This is a genomic window from Mesorhizobium sp. M8A.F.Ca.ET.181.01.1.1 (assembly GCF_004792025.1).
GTDB lineage: Bacteria > Pseudomonadota > Alphaproteobacteria > Rhizobiales > Rhizobiaceae > Mesorhizobium.
In genome coordinates this window covers 273037-292119 of sequence record NZ_SRTV01000008.1, presented here as the reverse complement: position 1 = coordinate 292119, position 19083 = coordinate 273037, and the positions used below count along the sequence as shown (strand labels likewise).

Annotated in this window: 15 protein-coding genes; 13 read left to right on the top strand and 2 right to left on the bottom strand. The window is 58.8% G+C overall.

Annotated features, from left to right (window positions below):
* Window positions 1–244 precede the first annotated feature (244 nt).
* The 8 genes from EN824_RS26500 to EN824_RS26465 all read left to right on the top strand — a co-directional run bounded on the left by EN824_RS26500 (window position 245) and on the right by EN824_RS26465 (window position 9500).
* Entirely contained in the window at window positions 245–979 is a 735-nt protein-coding gene (locus EN824_RS26500) for an ABC transporter ATP-binding protein (RefSeq protein ID WP_245521020.1), read from the top strand.
* Entirely contained in the window at window positions 976–1680 is a 705-nt protein-coding gene (locus tag EN824_RS26495; protein WP_135881092.1) for an ABC transporter ATP-binding protein, read from the top strand. Before EN824_RS26500 ends, EN824_RS26495 begins: the two co-directional genes overlap by 4 nt.
* Window positions 1673–2686, top strand: coding sequence for a branched-chain amino acid ABC transporter permease (locus EN824_RS26490; protein ID WP_135881091.1), 1014 nt, complete (start codon window positions 1673–1675; stop codon window positions 2684–2686). The genes EN824_RS26495 and EN824_RS26490 overlap by 8 nt, the downstream gene beginning before the upstream one ends.
* The gene (locus EN824_RS26485; protein WP_245521019.1) at window positions 2683–4050 is read left to right on the top strand and encodes a branched-chain amino acid ABC transporter permease; all 1368 of its coding nucleotides are present in this window, start codon (window positions 2683–2685) and stop codon (window positions 4048–4050) included. Before EN824_RS26490 ends, EN824_RS26485 begins: the two co-directional genes overlap by 4 nt.
* A 97-nt stretch (window positions 4051–4147) precedes the next feature.
* Window positions 4148–5260 carry an ABC transporter substrate-binding protein gene (locus tag EN824_RS26480; protein WP_245521018.1) on the top strand — a complete coding sequence of 371 codons (1113 nt, stop codon included), beginning with the start codon at window positions 4148–4150 and terminating at the stop codon, window positions 5258–5260.
* Window positions 5261–5444: 184 nt separating this feature from the next.
* The gene (locus EN824_RS26475) at window positions 5445–6551 is read left to right on the top strand and encodes an FAD-dependent oxidoreductase (RefSeq protein ID WP_135881089.1); all 1107 of its coding nucleotides are present in this window, start codon (window positions 5445–5447) and stop codon (window positions 6549–6551) included.
* 73 nt (window positions 6552–6624) lie between these two features.
* Window positions 6625–7008: a nuclear transport factor 2 family protein gene (locus tag EN824_RS26470; RefSeq protein ID WP_135881088.1), complete on the top strand. Its 384-nt coding sequence runs from the start codon at window positions 6625–6627 to the stop codon at window positions 7006–7008.
* A gap of 287 nt (window positions 7009–7295) precedes the next feature.
* On the top strand, window positions 7296–9500 hold the full coding sequence (locus EN824_RS26465) for a N,N-dimethylformamidase beta subunit family domain-containing protein (RefSeq protein WP_135881167.1): 2205 nt from the start codon (window positions 7296–7298) through the stop codon (window positions 9498–9500).
* Window positions 9501–9549: 49 nt separating this feature from the next.
* On the opposite strand, the gene EN824_RS26460 is transcribed toward EN824_RS26465, so the two are convergent.
* Together EN824_RS26460 and EN824_RS26455 are read right to left on the bottom strand one after the other, a co-directional pair.
* Window positions 9550–10290, bottom strand: coding sequence for an SDR family oxidoreductase (locus EN824_RS26460; RefSeq protein WP_135881087.1), 741 nt, complete (start codon window positions 10288–10290; stop codon window positions 9550–9552).
* An 86-nt stretch (window positions 10291–10376) separates the two neighbouring features.
* Complete coding sequence (locus tag EN824_RS26455) at window positions 10377–11387, bottom strand: succinylglutamate desuccinylase/aspartoacylase family protein (protein WP_135881086.1); 1011 nt, start codon at window positions 11385–11387, stop codon at window positions 10377–10379.
* 988 nt (window positions 11388–12375) lie between these two features.
* Here EN824_RS26455 and EN824_RS26450 point away from each other — a divergent pair.
* The 5 genes from EN824_RS26450 to EN824_RS26430 all read left to right on the top strand — a co-directional run bounded on the left by EN824_RS26450 (window position 12376) and on the right by EN824_RS26430 (window position 18837).
* Window positions 12376–13959: an ABC transporter substrate-binding protein gene (locus EN824_RS26450; RefSeq protein WP_189522225.1), complete on the top strand. Its 1584-nt coding sequence runs from the start codon at window positions 12376–12378 to the stop codon at window positions 13957–13959.
* The gene (locus tag EN824_RS26445) at window positions 13956–14909 is read left to right on the top strand and encodes an ABC transporter permease (protein ID WP_135881084.1); all 954 of its coding nucleotides are present in this window, start codon (window positions 13956–13958) and stop codon (window positions 14907–14909) included. Before EN824_RS26450 ends, EN824_RS26445 begins: the two co-directional genes overlap by 4 nt.
* An 11-nt stretch (window positions 14910–14920) precedes the next feature.
* The gene (locus tag EN824_RS26440) at window positions 14921–15718 is read left to right on the top strand and encodes an ABC transporter permease (RefSeq protein WP_135881083.1); all 798 of its coding nucleotides are present in this window, start codon (window positions 14921–14923) and stop codon (window positions 15716–15718) included.
* Window positions 15715–17541, top strand: coding sequence for an ABC transporter ATP-binding protein (locus EN824_RS26435; RefSeq protein ID WP_135881082.1), 1827 nt, complete (start codon window positions 15715–15717; stop codon window positions 17539–17541). The genes EN824_RS26440 and EN824_RS26435 overlap by 4 nt, the downstream gene beginning before the upstream one ends.
* A gap of 105 nt (window positions 17542–17646) precedes the next feature.
* Complete coding sequence (locus EN824_RS26430; RefSeq protein ID WP_135881081.1) at window positions 17647–18837, top strand: M20 family metallopeptidase; 1191 nt, start codon at window positions 17647–17649, stop codon at window positions 18835–18837.
* The last annotated feature ends 246 nt before the right edge of the window (window positions 18838–19083 follow it).

The following is a 19083-nucleotide window of genomic DNA, read 5'->3' as shown; positions in this document are numbered from 1 at the left end:
GAATTCAGATTTCACAAAAGATGGCATAAAGCGATCAAGAATTTCATCTTGAGGTCGATATTGACGACATTCGAGCCGCAATCTCCTCGAAATTCCTGTAATCAAAATAAGAGCTCAGGAAAGTGGGCTAGGGGAGTTGCAAGCTTTGAATTCTGTTTGGCGCGAGGCAGTTTCGAACGAAGCAGCGCGGATTTCCCAGAAACCGCTCATTGCTGTTGAGGAGGTCGAGAAGAGTTTCGGCGGGTTGAAGGCGATCAACGGCGCCTCGTTCAACATCGATAAAGGGTCGATCACCGGTCTTATCGGTCCCAACGGCGCCGGCAAGACCACCATGTTCAACACGATTGCCGGCCTCTACCGCCCGCAGGCAGGACGCATCCTGCTCGAAGGCGAAGATGTCTCGGGGCTGCCGCCGCATGCGCTGTTCGCAAAGGGCGTTGTGCGCACCTTCCAGATCGCCCACGAATTTCCAACCTTGAGCGTCCTCGAAAATTTCATGGTCGTTCCGGCCCAGCAGTTCGGCGAGCGGATCATCGATACCTGGATCGGCCGTCGCCGCATCCGCGCACAGGAGGCCGAGCTCCGTCAGCGCGCGCTTGAAGTAATCGACTTCCTGGGCCTCACGCGCCTGCGCGACAAGCCGGCCGGCAATCTGTCCGGCGGCCAGAAGAAGCTGGTTGAACTCGGCAGGACCATGATGACCGATGCGCGGGTGGTGCTGCTGGACGAGGTTGGCGCCGGCGTCAATCGGACCTTGCTAGTCTCGATCGAGGACGCGATCCGCCGGCTTAACGAGGAGCGAGGTTACACCTTCTGCATGATTGAGCACGACATGGGCTTCATTTCCCGCCTATGCGGCCGTGTCATCGTGATGGCCGAGGGCCGGGTTCTTACCCAAGGCACCGCACAGCAGGTGATGGATGATCCGGCGGTGATCGAATCCTATTTAGGCGCACCCGTATCGAGGCCTGCCGCATGAGCTACCTGAATGGCAGCAAGATGTGCGGCGGCTACAATGGGGTTCAGATTCTCAATGGTTGTTCCGTTGCTGTCGATCGCGGCCAGGTGGCTGTGATCGTCGGACCGAATGGTGCCGGCAAGTCCACGGCGATGAAGGCCTTGCTGGGCATTGTACCGTTAACCGCTGGCGACGTCACCTTAGACCGGCAGTCGTTGGGCCGTATGGATCCACAAACACGGGTGAACAGGGGCATCTCCTTCGTTCCGCAGACCGACAACATCTTCCCGACCATGACGGTGCTGGAAAACCTCAAAATGGGGGCTTACCTGCGCCGCGACAATATCGACGAAAGTATCGAAGAGGTCTTCGAGACCTTTCCCATCCTGAGGGCCAAACGCGCCCAACTCGGCCGCACTCTCTCGGGAGGCCAGCGACAGCAGTTGGCGGTCGGGCGTGCTTTGATGAGCAAGCCCACCGTTCTGATGCTAGACGAACCAACCGCCGGTGTGTCGCCCAATGTCGCCGCGGACCTGCTGCATCAGATCGTGGCGCTCAAGGAGCGCGGGCTGGCGATATTGATGGTGGAGCAGAATGCACGTCAGGCGCTCGAAATCGCCGATATCGGCTACGTACTCGTGCTCGGGGAAAACCGTTTCACGGGCAGCGGTCAAGACCTCCTTGCAGATCCCGAAGTCCGACGGAGCTTTCTAGGTGGATAATTTTCTCAACGGACTGATTCTTTTCCTGAACTTCGTCGTCGTGCCGGCAACCTCCTACGGCGCTCAGCTTGCGCTCGGCGCGCTCGGCGTCAATCTGATCTTCGGTGTGCTGCGGTTCTCCAATTTCGCCCATGGCGACACAATGGCCTTCGGCACGATGCTCACCATCCTCGGGACATGGGCGCTGCAGAGCGCGGGATTCTCGCTCGGCTTCCTGCCCACGGCGCTGGCAGCGCTGCCGCTCGGTATTGCCGGGACGATCCTGTTCTGCCTTGCCACTGACCGCCTGATCTACGCGCATTATCGGCGCCAGAAGGCCGCTCCTGTGGTGTTTATGATGGCTTCCATGGGCGTGATGTTCATCCTGAACGGCGTCGTCCGCGTCATCATCGGGCCGGACGAACGGAATTTCGCCGATGGCGAACGATTTCTGGTTACCGCGCAGCAATTCAAGGACGCCACCGGCCTTCTTGAAGGGCTGACAATCAGGACCTCCCAAGCTTTGACGCTCACTGTCGCAATGGCGGCGGTTCTCGCACTCTTCCTGTTCCTCCAGCGGACGCGCAGGGGATCGGCTATGCGCGCTTTTTCAGACAACGAGACGCTGGCGCTGCTATGCGGCGTCAGCCCGAAGATCGTGATCCGGACGACCTGGGTCATCGCGGCCACGCTAATGACAATTGCGGGCGTGCTCTACGGCCTCGACAAGAGCTTCAGGCCGTTCACCTATTTCCAGATTCTGCTGCCGATCTTCGCGGCGGCGATCGTTGGCGGCTTCGGCAGGCCCGCCGGCTCAATTATTGGCGGGTTCATCGTCGCCTTCTCCGAGATAGCGCTCACCTACGCCTACCGCAAAGTCGTGCTCTATTTCATGCCCGGTTCGGACGTTGGCGACAGTCTCCTGCAGCTCGTGCCGACCGACTACAAGTTCTCCATTTCCTTTGTCATCCTGGTCGTCATTCTCGTCATTGCGCCGACTGGCATCCTAAAGGCCAAGTCGTCATGATGAAGCGTGCGATCCGACTGTATGGCGTTCTGATCGTCCTGTTCCTGCTGGTCGGTTTCTTCCAGTCATGGTCCGTGGCGCTCGCAATCCTGAATCTGTGCCTGATTTCCGCTGTTATGGCGCTCGGCGTTAATATCCAGTGGGGGTATGCTGGGCTTTTCAACGCCGGCATCATGGGCTTCGCAGCCATAGGCGGCGTGGTGGCGCTCCTGATCGGGCATGCCCCCGTGTCGGGTGCCATTGAAGCGGGCGGGGCGGGCGTTGCTTTATCGTTCATCGTCCTTGTAGCGGGCTGTTCGGCGTCGGGGCTACTGTTTAAATACCTCAAAGGGGTCTTCAAATACGCCCTCCCGGCCGCCGTCCTGATCGGAACCTTTGTGCTCTTCAGGCAGATATTCGTGCCTGCCCGGGTGGCCATCGAATCGTATGATCCGGCCGCCAGCGGCTTCATGGGCGGCCTCGGCCTACCGATACTCTTATCTTGGCCGCTGGCGGGACTGGCCGCCGCCGGCGCGGCATTTCTGATCGGCAAGGTCGCGCTCGGCCTTCGGTCGGATTACCTTGCCATCGCGACCCTCGGCATATCGGAGATCATCGTCGCCATAGTCAAGAACGAGAACTGGCTGACGCGTGGCGTCAAGAACGCAACCGGCCTGCCGCAGCCGGTTCCAGATGGTCGCCTCCTGCAGGAACAGACCTGGCTCGTCGACCTCGTCACATGGATGAACCGGTCCTCTCTCGACGCGCTACCAGCCGCCGAGCAGACCGCGGCGCTTCGGCTACTCATCGCCGAAGCCTCGTCGATCATCGTCAAGCTTGTCTTTGCGGGCCTGTTCGCCGCAGTGCTGGCCGGTCTGTTGACGCTCTGCGTCTTAGCGCTCAATTCGCCCTGGGGCCGCATGATCCGTGCCATTCGCGACAATGAGACTGCGGCGGGCGCAATGGGCAAGGACGTTGCCTGGCGCCATCTCCAGATCCTGATGCTGGGATCGGCCGTTGTCGGCATGGCCGGTGCAATGCTTGTCACTCTGGATGGCCAGTTGACGCCAGCCGCTTACATCCCGCTGCGTTACACCTTCCTCATCTGGGTGATGGTGATCGTTGGCGGTTCAGGTAGCAATGTCGGTTCGGTATTCGGCGCCTTTCTCATCTGGTTTGTATGGGTGCAATCGGAGCCGCTTGGCTATTGGGTTGTCAAGACCACGACCTCCTGGATGAGTAATACCTCGCCAATCCGCGCGCACCTGCTGGAGCAGGCGCAATACTTCCGCGTGTTGATGATGGGTACAATCCTTCTGTTGGTGCTGCGCTTCCACCCGCAGGGCTTTCTACCGGAGCGGCCAGGCCGCAACCGTCAATCATGAAGCGTAGAGGGAATAGAAAATGAATAGGAATGTTCTTTTATTGGTCGGGGGGATTGCACTTGCCGGCTCAATTCCAGCCTCCGCTGAGGACGTCAAAATGGGAGTGCTGCTCGGGTTTACCGGGCCTGCGGAATCGATCGCCCCGAATATGGCGCTGGCTGCGGAGCTCGCCTTCAAGGAAGCCTCGGATTCCGGCATCTTCCTCAACGGATCGAAGATCGTCTCAGTACGCGGCGACGACACCTGCGAGGACGCGGGTGCGGCCACCGCGGCCGCAGAACGCCTCGTCAACAGCGAGCGCGTCGTCGGCATCATGGGCCCGACCTGCTCCGGCATCACCGTGGCCATCACCAAAAACGTGACCGGCACCATCGGCGTGCCGATGATTTCACCGTCTGCGACCTCGCCGGCGATTACCGATCTCGACGATGGCGGCTACACGTTCCGCGACGTTCCATCGGACGCCCGGCAAGGCCAGATCCTCGCCGACCTTGTGCTCGAACGCGGCATCAAGACTGTCGCTATCAGCTACGTCAATGACGACTACGGCAAGGGCCTGAGCACGTCCTTCGCCGCGGCCTATACCGCAAAGGGCGGAAAGGTGACGCTGAACGCCGCGCATGAGGATGGCCGTGGCGACTATTCCGCCGAGGTTGGCGCACTGAGCGCCAGCGGCGCGGACGTCTTGGTCGTGTTCGGCCGGTTTGATCAGGGGGGCGCCGCTATTATCCAGACGTCGTTGGACACCGGAGCGTTTAAAAAATTCGTGCTGGCCGACGGCATGATCAGCCAGGTGTTGATCGACAAGATCGGCGCCGGATTGGAAGGGTCTTTCGGAACCCAGCCCGGCAGTTCATCGGACGCTTCCAAGAAATTCGTCGAGCTTGCCAAGGCTGCGGGCTTCGATGGCGACGGTGGCTTCCGGCCGGAGTCCTATGACGCCGCAGCAATTCTTGTGCTTGCAACGCAGGCTGCTGGCTCGACGGATCGTAAAGCCGTCACTGATAATATTCGGAAGGTGGCTAACGCTCCCGGTGAGAAGATCTACCCCGGCGAGCTCGCAAAGGCCCTCAAAATTCTGAAAGAGGGTGGCAAGATAAACTATGAAGGCGCGACCGGCGTCGAATTCGACGATAAGGGCGAGGTGCCAGGTGCCTATCGCGTCGAGGAGGTCAAGAACGGCAAGTTCGAGGTTATCGGGGTTCGCTAATCGAGGACTTAAAAGAAGAGGGGTGCCGGGAGCGCACCCCTCTTGGACCCGGGCCATGGCAGTTGAAAGAGACGCGTCTCTTCCAACTGCCGGCGGACCGGCCCGGGTCCACACCCTTAAAAGCAGCGCATAAGATCGCCAGACTGCGGGGTGGAATGGCGCAAATCAATAAAGGCAGGGCAAGATGCGGGTAGGAATTGTAGGTGCGGGGATCGTAGGCTTGGCTACGGCTTGGGCACTCCGAAGCCGCGGTCACGATGTGACGGTGTTCGATCGTGGGCCGATCCCGAACCCGATGGCGTCGTCCTACGACGAGCAGCGCTATCATCGCTTCGCCTATGGAAGAATGGCTGGATACGCTAAGTTGGCACTCGGCGTGACCGACGCATGGGACGTGCTTTGGAACGACCTGCAGGAGACATTGTACATCGAGACCGGTGTGCTTTACGTCGCGGATGCCGCCAATGAGGACGTGGCGCTGTCAGTCGCCTTTGCCCAGGACAACGGCATGGTGTATCACGAGATCGACGACGCTGAGTTCGTGAAGCGTTTCCCGCATCTTCGCCCCAGGCTGACCGATCGCGCCGTCCTGTTCCCGCAATCCGGCATTCTTCTAGCCGAACGGATCCTGGTTTCCCTGGCGCGCTGGTTGATTGCGAAGGGCGCCTCGTTGCGACCCTACGCGAGGGTCGACGAAGTTGACCACGACAGGGCCCGCGTCAGGGTGTTGGGCGCCTGGGAACAGTTCGATCAGGTGGTTGTCGCGGCCGGATCTTGGACTGGGGAATTGGTTCCCAATGGAAACGAGTTGGAGCCGTCGCGCATGCTCATGTTGTTGGCCCGACCTCCCGAGCGGCTGGCCAAGATTTGGTCCACCGCACCCGCATTGGCGGACTGGACCGTCGAGGATAACTTTTACGTCACGCCGCCGCTACGCGGTACGCAAATGAAGATGACATTCGACCTGCCTTTCGAGCGCAACGATCCGAACACGACGCGCGAAGCGAGCCCGGCTGAAATCTCAACCGTTACCGGCATCGCCCGCGAGGCGCTCGCCAGTTTCGACGAGTATCAGATCCTCGGTGGCCGTGCCTGCTATTACACGAACACCTTCGATCGGGCCTTTTTCGTGCGCGGTCATGGCCGATCTTGGGCGATTTCGACCTGCTCGGGCCATGGCTTCAAGTTTGGTGCCATGACCGGAATGACCGTGGCCGATGCGGTTGAAGGCAAGATCAGCACAGCGGAACTCCGCCACAAGCTGGAAGCCAAGGCGGCTCCGTCAATCTAGGCGGCCTCTATAAATATCAACGCTGCGTCGTCGAGAAGACCGGTGACTGTTTCACAATCTTGAGGAACCAGGAATGACTAAGATCAGCAAGAACTATTCCGATGTCGCCGAGATGCTGGGCCAGTATTTCGACGGGCTCTACAACTGCGACGCGCCTTTGCTTGGGCACGTTTTTCACCCCAAGGCGCAACTTGCGACCGTCAGCGAAGGTAATTTGGCGACGGTTGATATTCCGGGCTGGCTGGAGGTCGTTGCCAAGCGCGAGTCGCCTGCCAGCCGCAAGGAGGCCCGCGTCGACCGCATTCTTTCGATCGAGTTCGGCAGCCAGAACACGGCAAGTGCCAGAGTCCAATGCGCTATCGGCCCGAAGCTTTTCACCGATTTCCTGTCTCTCGTTCTGCTCGCCGATGGCTGGAAGATCATGGCGAAGGTCTATCAATTCGAGCCGCTCGACTAGGCTCGTAGCGAGCCAAAAAGCTCGATCAGCGTCCCGATCCAAATACTGTCCAAAAAGACGCTTCTTTGCGCCGCAAACATCTCACGCACGCCGCCTTGCAGGAAAGCCAAGATAAATCCACAACGAGGGCGGGCGCGATCGGGTGGAGCGCTTCCATACAAGTCACTTTCGCCGGGAGCGCTTGACGCCGATCATTATCGTATACAATATTCTATTGCCGATTTTCTTTCGCTTGGCCACATAGATCGGGCTCGAGGTCGAACGCGGAATTCTCCGGGGTGGCAACGATGAGCGTCCAAGGTCATAGCGTGCCAGCCATCATCGGGTACGTAACGCCGCTCAGTGCGCATGCGGGGGAGACGCTCGCGTTCAAAGTCTCATCGCAAGGCGACAGGCAGGTGACCGCGCGCGTCGTACGGCTCGACTGCTGTGATCCAAACCCGGCCGGCCCAGGGATCAAAACTGTCAGTCTCGAATTCGGCCTCGAAGAGACATATGACGCCAGGGAGCAGCAGGCTCTTCTGGGATCATGCGCGGTTGGCCCTATCCCGTCGGTTACGGCGGTCCGCGAGCTCACCTTAGAACTGATCGTAAAGCCGACCGTCTCAAGCCCTGCCGACCAGACGATTGCGTCGCTGCAGAATGGCGACGGTTCGATTGGATTTGCCCTAGTGCTCAACCGCGGCGCACTTTTCTGCACTACGAGACCGACGTCCAGGCGCAACGCACTCGGACTTGATCTCGGCATCAACGAGTGGACAAGTCTGAAAGTCACCTTTAGCGGCGAAGGCATCTGCGCGGAGAGCCAGGCCCTCACCAGCCGAAAGACGGCACGGAGTTTCGTGGCGCGGGACGATTTCCGGACCGCCCTTGCCGGTATCGATCATATCTGCTTAGCGGCGGTTTGGGCCGGCCATCCCGAAGCGTGCTTCGATGGCCTGATCGAAGCACCACGTCTGCGCAGTGGACCGGCAGCCGGGCGGAACCGCGGCCAGGAAACGCTGGCGAGTTGGAATTTCTCGGGACCTATGGAGGATGCCTGGATAGAGGATCGGATCAATCCGCCGAACCGTCTTGCTCTGGTCAACCTGCCAATGCGGGCAGTTCGCTCATCTGGTTGGTCTGGCCGCGGCATGGACTGGAAAGTCGCTTGCGAAGACTACGCAGCCATCGCGTTTCATTCCGACGACCTTGGCGACTGCGGCTGGGAAACGACGATATCGCTCGACATCCCCCCCGAGGTGCCCTCGGGCGTATACGGTCTGGTCGTCGACAACCAGATAGGCAGTGACACAATCCCTTTCTACGTTCGGGCGAACCCGGCCCTGCCCCGACAACGGATAGTCTTTCTGGCGCCGACCTTCACCTACATGGCCTATGCCAATCATGCGCGCGGAAACTTTTCCGGCGACCTGGAATCGCGGGTGCGAGCATGGGGCGCGTATCCCTACAATCCCGACAGGGTTAGCGCCTATGGCTATTCGACCTACAATCGCCACCCCGACGGAACAGGAATTACCCTGTCATCACGGCTTCGCCCGATGTTGACGATGCGTCCGCAATACCTGGTCTTTCACGACACGCGCGGTTCGGGCATGCGCGGCTTCCCAGCCGACTCCCATCTGACGGACTGGCTGAGGCAGAAGGGTTATGGATTCGATGTCCTGACCGACGAAGATCTGGATCGCGAAGGGGTCGACGCTCTCGCGCCTTACGATGTCGTGTTGACCGGTAGCCATCCCGAATATCACACGCGCCGGACGATTGAGGCCCTCATTTCCTACCGGGAAGGCGGCGGAAAGCTGATGTATCTCGGCGGCAACGGCTTTTATTGGAAGATCGGCCGCGACCCCGGCCAGCCGCACGTCATCGAAATCCGCCGGGCCGAGGGTGGGACGCGCGTATGGGCCAGCCAGCCCGGAGAATATTATCACCAACTCGATGGCGAATATGGCGGGCTGTGGCGCCGGAACGGCACCCCTCCGCAGAAAGTCGCTGGCATCGGCTTTACGGCGGAAGGCGCGTTCGAGGGCTCGTATTACGTGCGCACACCCGAGTCGTTCCAACCCGACTTCGCCTTCCTGTTCGAGGGCATCCCTGCAGATCAGAAGATCGGCGATTTTGGTCTTTCGGGCGGCGGCGCGGCCGGTTTTGAAATCGACCAGGCCGCTTCCGACCTCGGAACGCCGGATTTCGTGACCGTGATCGCGGCTTCCGAAGGGCATGGACCGACCTTCGAAACCTCATTCGAGGAAATGCTGCTTCCGGGCATGCTGGACGGGGAACCGCGACGCTATGGCGGAATAAGCTCGAATCTCGTCTACGGCGTCGACGAGAATGGCGGCGGCCTATTTTCGGTCGGCTCGATCACGTTTTGCGGCAGCCTTTCCCACGCGGGATATGACAACAATGTTTCGCGCCTGCTGGAAAATTGCCTGAGGCGATTTCTGGCTTTGCCCGGCAGAAGGACGGATCACATTCCCGAAAGCTGACTAGGCCGAACGCGCGGCCAAATCCGCGCTGCGACGTCCTCGTGACGACTTATCGATCGCACTTGACGATCGTGCCGCCACCAGAAGCCTGGTCGGTGGGGAACACTTCGATGCGGGAGATATCGACAAAAGCCGGAAGGTCGATGACGTCGCAGACGATGCGCGCGATGTTCTCCGGCTGGATCGGTCGATAGCCGTCATAAAGCACTGCTTTTGCCTGGCCGTGCGGAATCGACTTGCGGTAGAGATCGGTCTGCACGCGCCCCGGCACGATCTCGGTGACGCGTATGGACGTACCGAGCAGGTCGCAGCGCAAATTGTCGCAAAATAAGCTCAGTCCGGCTTTAGACGGGCCATAGGCGCCCATGGACGGGTAAGCCGCCCGTCCGCCGCTGGAGCCGACATAGATGAGATGGCCGCGCCGGCGCGACACCATGCCGGGCAGGAACGCTCGGGTCAAATGCATCGGTGCCTTGAGATTGACGTCGATCATCGCATCGAGTTCCGTCGGTTCGATGTCCTGGAACGGCGCGCGCGTCGATAGAATACCGGCATTGTTCACGAGGACATCGACCTCGACGCCGGCGAGAGCCTGCGTTATGCGCACAATGTCCCGGACATCCGCTTCAATAGCCCGCGCGCCGGTTTCCTTTACGAGATCGTCAAGCCGGGCGGCGTTTCGCCCGACGGCGTAGACGACCAGTCCGCGCTGGCGCAGCGCCGGCACGATAGCCCGGCCGATGCCGCTTGTCGCGCCGGTTACGAGGGCGACACGATAGGTGTCAAACATGGATGGAGTCTCCGTCTATCCGGCCGAGGTGCGAGCGACGGTCAATTACTAGGACTCGCGCGTCACGCGGACGAAACGCTCTTTAGTCATGGCTTCACATTGCCCGCGAGATGGGCCACGCAGTCGCCGCGCTCGACCTGCGCTGGATGCCGAAGGCAAACCAACAGTCCGCTGGTGGCGGAGATGACCGGCTCGGGCTCGGCATCGAGACGGTCGAGCTGGACGATTTCGCCGATCTGCTCGCCGGCAGCTATCTCGGCACCGAGCGGCCGCGATGGGGCAAAGATACCGGCGCATGTTGCATGGATGTGATCGTCGCGGCTGCGCACCGTAACGGTCTTGCCGCCAACTGCCGGTGGAGACACCTTGATCGCCTCCGGATCCAAGACCCCGAGATGCACCAGCGCGCGGACAGAACCATCGAAGCAGATGTCCGTGCCTTCGATGGAGGTGGTGCCTCCCCCACCAAATTCACTCGCCAGATAGACGACGCCGTTGCGTTCCGCGCATCCTTTGGCCATGCGGGGCTCGTCGAAAAAGTCCCATACCATGCTGAGGCTGGCGCCGAATGCATCCAGCAAAGCGGCGGTGCGCGAGTTGATTTCAGCATCCGCAGACGTATGTCGCGCGGCCAGCGGCAGGTAGTCGAGGGACGTGCCGCCGGAATGGAAATCGAACCAGACATCTGCCATCGGGGCTAAAACCGTCTCGATGAAATAGGCGATCTGCTCCGAAACCGAACCATCCGGGTCCCCCGGAAAAATTCGGTTGAGATTGAGGCCGTCAAGCGGTGAGGTCCGCGTGTGCGCGACCGTAGCGGGAAGATTGACACTCGGGAAGAAGATCAGTCGCCCGTGGACAGAGTCGACCCGAATGGCGCGGAAAAGCCGGCCAAAGGCCACCTGCGCTTCATACTCGTCGCCGTGAACACCGCCCATTAGCAGCACGGTCGGACCAGTGCCGTTATTGATGATGCCGCACGGCAAGGCGAGTGTGCCATAGGCCGAACGGTGTACCGAGTTCGGCACATGGACATGGCCGGCATGCTTTCCCGGCCGGTCAAACGCGAGATGCGTCCAAACACGTGAAGCCCTCATTGATCAGTCTCCATAGGGGCCCTAGCCGGGCCATTCCATAACTGTCAGCGCGAAACCAAGACCGAACTCGCTAAGTCCCCGGCGATACTATGCGCTGCGGCACTCGGGACGCATCAAACTTACCAATCGCATGAAATCACACATTCTATTGCTCCGCGTTTCTGAAATCTTCGATCCGGCCCCCTTCCCGCGCAATATCCGGGATCCCTGCGTCTGCGCTGGCAGGTCAGTGTAATTGCCGACCGCGGCGCGCCGGAGAGCGGCCGGCTCGCGCTGCCGTCGACGCAATCAGTACGGCAGTGGCGTCAGTCTACGCGGGTGATGGATTACTTTGGACCGTGAGCATATCGGAAACTATCACGCAGGAAGCTGGCAAGCAGCCATTCAGCTCAAGACTAGGGACCCCGTTGTAGTCATACATCCGCGCCAGCCGACATCGAAAGGCTAATCGAAGCAATCACGCTGTCGCCCAAGTTCCGCAAAATCCGAGAGCGCAGCAGTGTGACCCAAGCGCCTGGGTGCCAAGGCGTAGGAGCGAGCCTAATCCTCTGCCTCAAATGGAAATACCAGGGTGTTGCCGTGGACGGTGACGCGCACCGCCCACTTTCTGTTCTTGATTAGTTCGACCGATTGATGCCCGTCCCGTATCATAATCTTCCGCAACGGCAGGTGGGCACCATAATGGGCAAAGCTTTGCATACCAACAAATCGGACGGTCTTGGAATCTGTGCCTGAACCATCTCGCTGGTAATGCCTCACGGCAAAGGGCGGAGGTCTGCGGGTACGTCCGGTCTCAAAGTCCGATAAGAGCGCAGCAGCAGCCAGCCGCTGCGGTTGGCAAGCCGCGATGGGCCACGCTGACGACTTTGTCACAAGGTTCAGCGTACCGTACATTTAAAATTTCAATGCAAGGCCGATTTTGAAATTTTCAGCCTCTCCCTTTCAGTCAAAATCAGCCGGTCCAAAAATGTGTGCAGAGGGAGAAAGCATGCAGAGCAAAATTGAATTCACGAAGTCGTCAATGTATGCGGGAATTTCTCGCCGTGCGTTTCTCGCGACCTCGGGCTTCGCTGTCGCGTCCTTTGCGCTCTCCGGCAAATCGGTTGCCGCAACCCAGAAAGGCGGAACGTTGAAGGGTGCCATCACGGCGCCTGCGACCGCGCTCGATCCGTTTGCCGTCTCGGAACCTGGCGGTTTCGTAATTGTTGGCCAGACCGGCGAGTACCTCGCGGTCGCGCAGGCGGACGGAACGCTGAAGCCGGTGTTGGCCGAGAGTTGGGAGCCACGCGAAAACGGAAAAGTGTGGGTCTACAAGATCAGATCCGGTGTCTCTTTTCATGACGGAACGCCGATGACCGCAAAGGATGTCGCTGCCACGTTCAATCGTCACGCCGACCCTGACGTCGGCTCGAACGCGCTCTCCGCGTTGAAGGGGATACTCAGCAAAGGCGGAGCGGTGACGAAGGATGATACAACAGTCGAATTTACCCTCGACGCGCCCTACGGAAACTTTCCCTACACAGCGTCGTCTGACAACTACAACTGCGTCATCCTGAAAAATGGCGATAGCACTGACTACCCGAACAATCAGAATGGCACCGGTCCGTGGAAGCTGAAGGAGATGCGGCCAGGTCGTGGCGTCACCTATATCAAGAACGAAAAATACTGGGGATCCGCGCCAAGCTTCGATGAAGTTGTTTGGACGTTCTATGAAGATATGGGCGCTGCTATTCTGGCGGTCCAGAGCGGCGCAGCGGATGTGCTGAGCGGATTTGACACGCGGGCGGGCGCCGCGCTGTTCAAAAATCCGAAGGTCAATGTGGTGAGCCTCCCGAGTTCCGCTCATGAAGTCATTCATATGCGAACCGATATTTCTCCGTTCAACGACTCCCGCATCAGGAAGGCTGTCGCGCTGTCTATCGACCGGCCGGCAGTCGTCAAGGTCCTGTTCGACAACAAGGCCGAGGTTGGCAACGACTCTCCATTCGCGCATGTCTTCCCTTCGACCGACAAATCAGTTCCTCAGCGCGTAAAAGACGTTCCGGCTGCCAAAGCCCTCCTCGCGGAGGCCGGAGTTGCCGATGGTTTCAAAGTCGACCTTCTCACTCAGAAGTCGGCCTCCATCCCGGAGTTGGCCGTCCTCGTTCAAGACCAGCTGCGAGAAATCGGAATCACGGTCAACATCGTTCAGATGGGCACCGACCAGTACTATGGTGACCTCAAATTTGGAACATCGCCATTCCTGGATTCGGCATTCGGTATCGACGACTATTCACATCGAAGCGTCCCGAATGTCTTCCTCTCCGCTCAGCTTTCGTCGACCGGCGTATGGAACGCCGCGCATTTCAAGAATGCAAAATATGATGATTTGATGAGCAAATACTTCGTGGCGACGGACCTTGAAACACAGCAGAAGGTGGCTGGTGAGATCGAAAGACTCCTACTCGAAGAGACGCCTCAGCTCGGCCTTTACTTCAAGAATTCCAACATGGTGCATTCGCTTGGTGTGACCGGCGTCCAGGCGAACGCCATGGGACAATTGTTTCTCGGGGAAGCGGCTCTCGTCGAATGAATCGAGGAGTAGCAGCCATTCTGCGGAGGGGAGGCTTGAGCCTCCTCTCCCTCGTTCTTCTTAGCGTTCTGATTTTCGTGGTCGTGCAAGTGTTGCCGGGAGATGTCGGCCGCCGGATTCTCGGCCCGTTGGCGGATCAGCGATCAGTCGACAAGCTCAATGAAGTGCTGGGCGTTAATCGTCCACTGATCATTCGATATCTCGACTGGGCCGGCAATTTCATACGTGGGAATTTCGGAACCTCATATGTCTACCGTGAACCGGTTGCCCCCTTCATCGGGCGTGCTCTGCGCAACTCCGCTCTGCTTGCGCTGTTCGCTCTCGTAATTGCGCTGCCGTCCAGCGCTGCTCTGGCGCTCCTGGGCGCTCGCAACGAGAAAAACTGGGTCGGGCGAATAATCGGTAACGGAAGCATCGTCGCTACTGCCATCCCAGAGTTTGTGGTCGGAGTCGTGCTGCTTATTGTCTTCGGTGTGATGTTGGGCTTCTTTCCAACCTCCGCCCAGGTTCCGGACGGCAGCAGCCTGTTCGAACGGCTGCAAGCCTTGGTCCTGCCCGCGATAACGGTCTCGACGGTGCTGACGGGATATCTCACGCGGATGATCCGGGCGCGGGCCAGAGAAGTCTACCTGTCTGATCATGTTCGGTACGCTAGGACGCTTGGTTTCTCTGAACGCAGCATCATTCTGAAAAACGTGTTGCGGAACAGCGTCGTACCGACCATTCCCGTTATCGCTACCCAGGTTGGCTATCTCTTCGGCAGCCTTACCGTCGTCGAGTTGTTGTTTAACTACGATGGAATTGGACTTCTGATCCTGAAGGCCAGCCAAAAGCTGGACCTCCCAATGCTCATGGCCGGCGTACTCGTCTCAGGTATCGCCTTTATGGCGTCCATCCTCATCGGCGATGCAATGGTCCAGTTTCTGGACCCCAGACGCCGGCTCAAATAGGCTGAAGCAACATGTATCGCTCGCCGAGATTCTTGATAGCTGCATTGATTGTTGTCGCGCTCATTGTTGTTGGACTCACGTATCAGTGGCTGCCGATTCAGGATCCTTTGGCCACCAGGCCGTTCGATACCTATTTGCCACCTTCGCCGCAGCATTGGTTCGGCACTGACAAATTCGGCAGAGACGTATTCGCTCGCGTTTTGGCAGGTTCGCGGACCGTGATCATCATTGCGCTGCTGGCGGCAGCGATTTCCGTTCTCGTCGGCGGCTTGATAGGCTTCTGTGCTGGCTATTTTCAAGGCATTCTCGACGATGTCGTTAGTCGCGTAATCGATGCGATCCTGGCGGTTCCAACGATCCTCATTGCGCTTGCCGTCGTAGTAGCGGTCACGCCAACTCCAATCGGAGTAGGATTGATTATTGGTTTAATTTTTTCAGCTCCAGTTTCCCGAACTTTTCGGAGCGGGGTATTGGCTGAAACTTCGCTAGAGTATGTGGCTCAGGCAAAGCTCCGTGGGGAACCTTCGTGGTATGTGATGCTCGTCGAAATCCTCCCCAATATGATTCCAGTTGTAGTGGTTGAGTTCTCGGTTCGTACGTGCTTTGCGATCTTCGTTGCAGCGAGCCTTTCTTTTCTCGGATTTGGTGTCCAGCCACCGACACCGGATTGGGGCCTCATGATCAACGAAGAATATCAGCAACTCATTGCAGGGATTTGGTGGCCGACGCTTTTCCCGGCACTGGCAATTGCACTGCTGGTCACATCGATGACGCTGTTGACCGAACAATTTGCGGAGGTCATCGAATGATGCCCGCCCCAGTTGAGAAGGCAGCGCTTGCCTGCGAGGACCTGTCGATCGGCTATCGTGTTGGCTCAGGAATTCTGAGTGTTGTCCGAAACGTCTCACTTCGTGTGGTCCCAGGCGCTGCTGTTGGGATTGTCGGAGAGTCCGGCTCAGGTAAGTCCACACTTGCTCTCGCGCTGGCAAACTGCATGTCGTCTAACGGCATCTTAACTGCCGGAAGCATCCAAATCGGTGGGGAGAACGTTACGCGGCAGTTGGCAATACGGAATCGACTGGAGCTCGCCAAAAGCCTTTCCGTTGTTTTTCAGAACCCGGGTGGCGCGCTCGACCCAAGCCGTCGGATCAGTTCCGTCTTTGATGAACGTCTGCGCCTGCTCGGCCTTGCTCCAGATAAGCGTATGAGCCGTGCCGTTGCGTTGTTGGAGAGTGTCAAGATCCGCAACGTTGGGCAGGTTCTGGCGTTGTATCCGCACCAGCTATCTGGGGGTATGCAGCAGCGCGTTGTCATAGCCTTGGCGCTTGCCAATGATCTTGCCGTCCTTGTGCTTGACGAACCAACAACCGGCTTGGATGCAACGGTCGCAAGCGACATCATCGAACTTCTCAAGACGCTTCGCAGAGAGCAGAGAGCAGGGCTGATCTTTATCTCCCACGATATCGGCCAGGTGCATAACCTGTGCGATGATATCGCCGTGATGTACGGTGGTGAGCTTGTGGAGCAGGGGCCGGCCGACGACATTATTTCATCTCCCCGACATCCTTACACGAGAGCCCTCTTGGCCTGTCTGCCGTCGGTTGGGGAGCGCCGTGTGCTTGAGGGTATAAAGGGCGCACCACCGTCGCCGAGTGAACTCAGCCAATTGCGAGGATGTCTGTTCGCGCCTCGATGCGACCACCCGTTAGAGGTTTGCGCAGTTCAGCGGCCAGAGATTCGTGAGGAGATCACTAGCTTCAGATGCCACAATCCAATTCTGGCGGCGCAATCGAATATCTCTGTGCGGAGCAGAGAGACCGTTCAACCCGTGAAACCTGACGTGCGGCTTAAGGTCGATCGCCTAAAGATCTCTTATGGCCGCGGCGAGAGGCGGCGGCAGATACTCGAAGACGTGAGCTTCGAGCTTAGAGCCGGGGAGATATTGGCGGTCGTTGGCGAGTCAGGTAGTGGCAAGTCAACTCTTCTAAAAGGCCTCGTCGGCTTGGTCGCACCGGATAACGGCTCGATCTTTATGAACGGCCAACGCCTCCCTGCTTCATATGCAGACCGCACGAAAGAGTGCCTGTCCGACATTCGGATCGTATTTCAGAATCCATCCACCGCATTGAACAGGCGTCGCAGGATCGGAGATCAGATCGGCCGATGCTTGGCGGTTGCCACAGGTCGTAGATCCTCGCGTGCCGATCAGGAGGCCCAAGCGGACCAAGTACGATTGCCTCACTACAATCTTGACACTCTGGCGCGAAGCCTGTCGGGGGGGCTACTGCAGCGGGTTGCGATCGCATGCGCGCTGGCTGGAAAGCCGCAGGTGATTGTATTCGACGAGCCGACGAGCGCGCTGGATGTGTCGGTCCAGGCGGACATCCTAAACCTGATCGAAGAACAAGTGCGGCGGACGAATGCAGCCGCGATCTTTGTTACTCATGATTTGGCCGTGGTTCGGCAAGTGGCCGATCGAGTGATGGTGCTGTTAAACGGTAAGGTGGTCGAATGCGGTAACGTCGAGGACGTTTTCGAGGAAACTCAGCATGTCTACACCCGGCAGCTCCTTGCAGCGTTTGCTGAGAAACGTCAGGCCTTCAGTATCAAGTCGAGCGGAATTGGTCAGTGAGCCAATCCGGAATCCCTAAGCCAGTCTGTCTACACCGAGCGCTGGCTAAACTTGGTCGATTCTACCGATCCGGCAATCGACCGTGGCAATGCGAGAGAAGCTCCTATGACTGACCGGATAAACGACATCACTTCCTTGATCGAGCGCGAGGCAGCGGTCTTAGAGCCCTCGTTGATCGCGATACGTCGAGACATTCATGCCCATCCTGAACTCGGCCATGAAACGCCGCGTACATCCGCGATCGTCGCGGAGGAACTGTGCTCGATCGGCCTCGCTCCACGAACGGGAGTTGGTGGACTTGGTGTAATCGCCGATATCATCGGTGGAGCTGGTCCTGGCCCGTTGGTCTTGGTTCGTGCCGACATGGACGCTTTGCCGATGGACGAAGCTACGGGGCTGCCCTTCGCGAGCACGATTCCCGGTCGAATGCACGCCTGTGGGCATGACCTTCATACCGCAACCTTGCTAGGCGCTGGGCGCATCCTCGCGGGCATGGCGCCTCGCTTGCGAGGAAGCATACGCCTCGTCTTCCAGCCCGCCGAGGAAACCATCGACAGCGGCGCGAAACGGATGGTCGCCGACGGTGCAGCCGAGGGTGCGTCCATCGCACTCGGGTTCCACAATATGCCTGAGCTCGCCGTTGGAAAGTTTGGCTATGTGCGGGGCGCAGTTTTTGCATCTGGAGATGAGTTCGGGGTCGTCGTGAAGGGTCGTTCCGGGCATGCGGCGCGCCCCTACACTGCCCTCGATCCTATCGTTGGCGCGGCGGCGATCATTATGCAGTTGCAAACTGCCGTCTCGCGCTCGGTAAATCCTGCCGCGGCGCCCGTGTTGACGATCGGGCAGATCCATGGCGGAACCGCGTTTAACATCATTCCGGAGACCTGCTTCCTTGAAGGGACCATTAGATGTCGCTCAACTGAGTCCCGAGAGATTATGAGGAAACGCTTCCACGAGATTTGTGAAGGCGTCTCCGCGGCGATGGGCATGACATGCGAGATCAATTTCATCCGGGGTTGCCCACCCGAGGTCAACGATGACGCGATATTAGATTCGACCATAGCATCGCTAGAACGGCAGTTTGGCGAAACCTCGTTGGTCGAATGTCCAGGAGACTACGGAACCGAGGACTTCGCCTACTTCACTGAACTCATGCCGTCCGCTCATCTTTTCGTAGGCTCGTCTCAACCTGGTAGAAATGACCGGTTGCACAACACGGACTACCAACCGGATGAACGGTGCATCGGTTTCGGAGTCTCTGCTCTTACGCGCACAGTAATGGACCTATTATCTTGATACGCCGCGCAAATGCCAATTCGCTTCTCGGCACCGGTTAGCGGACAGCCGCACGGCCAGACGATCCTGTATTTCCGAGTGCCTTGGTGACGTCCCGCCCCTGGCGAAGGCTGCGGCACCTGTTCGACGTCGCGGCGCCGCGGACAGCTTTCGCCTGGATGTGTCGAATAGCTCCGCTTCGCGCATCGTCCAACTGCTCATAATCGGCTGCAAGGAACCTCCAGCCGAGACGCCCGATTTTTGAGA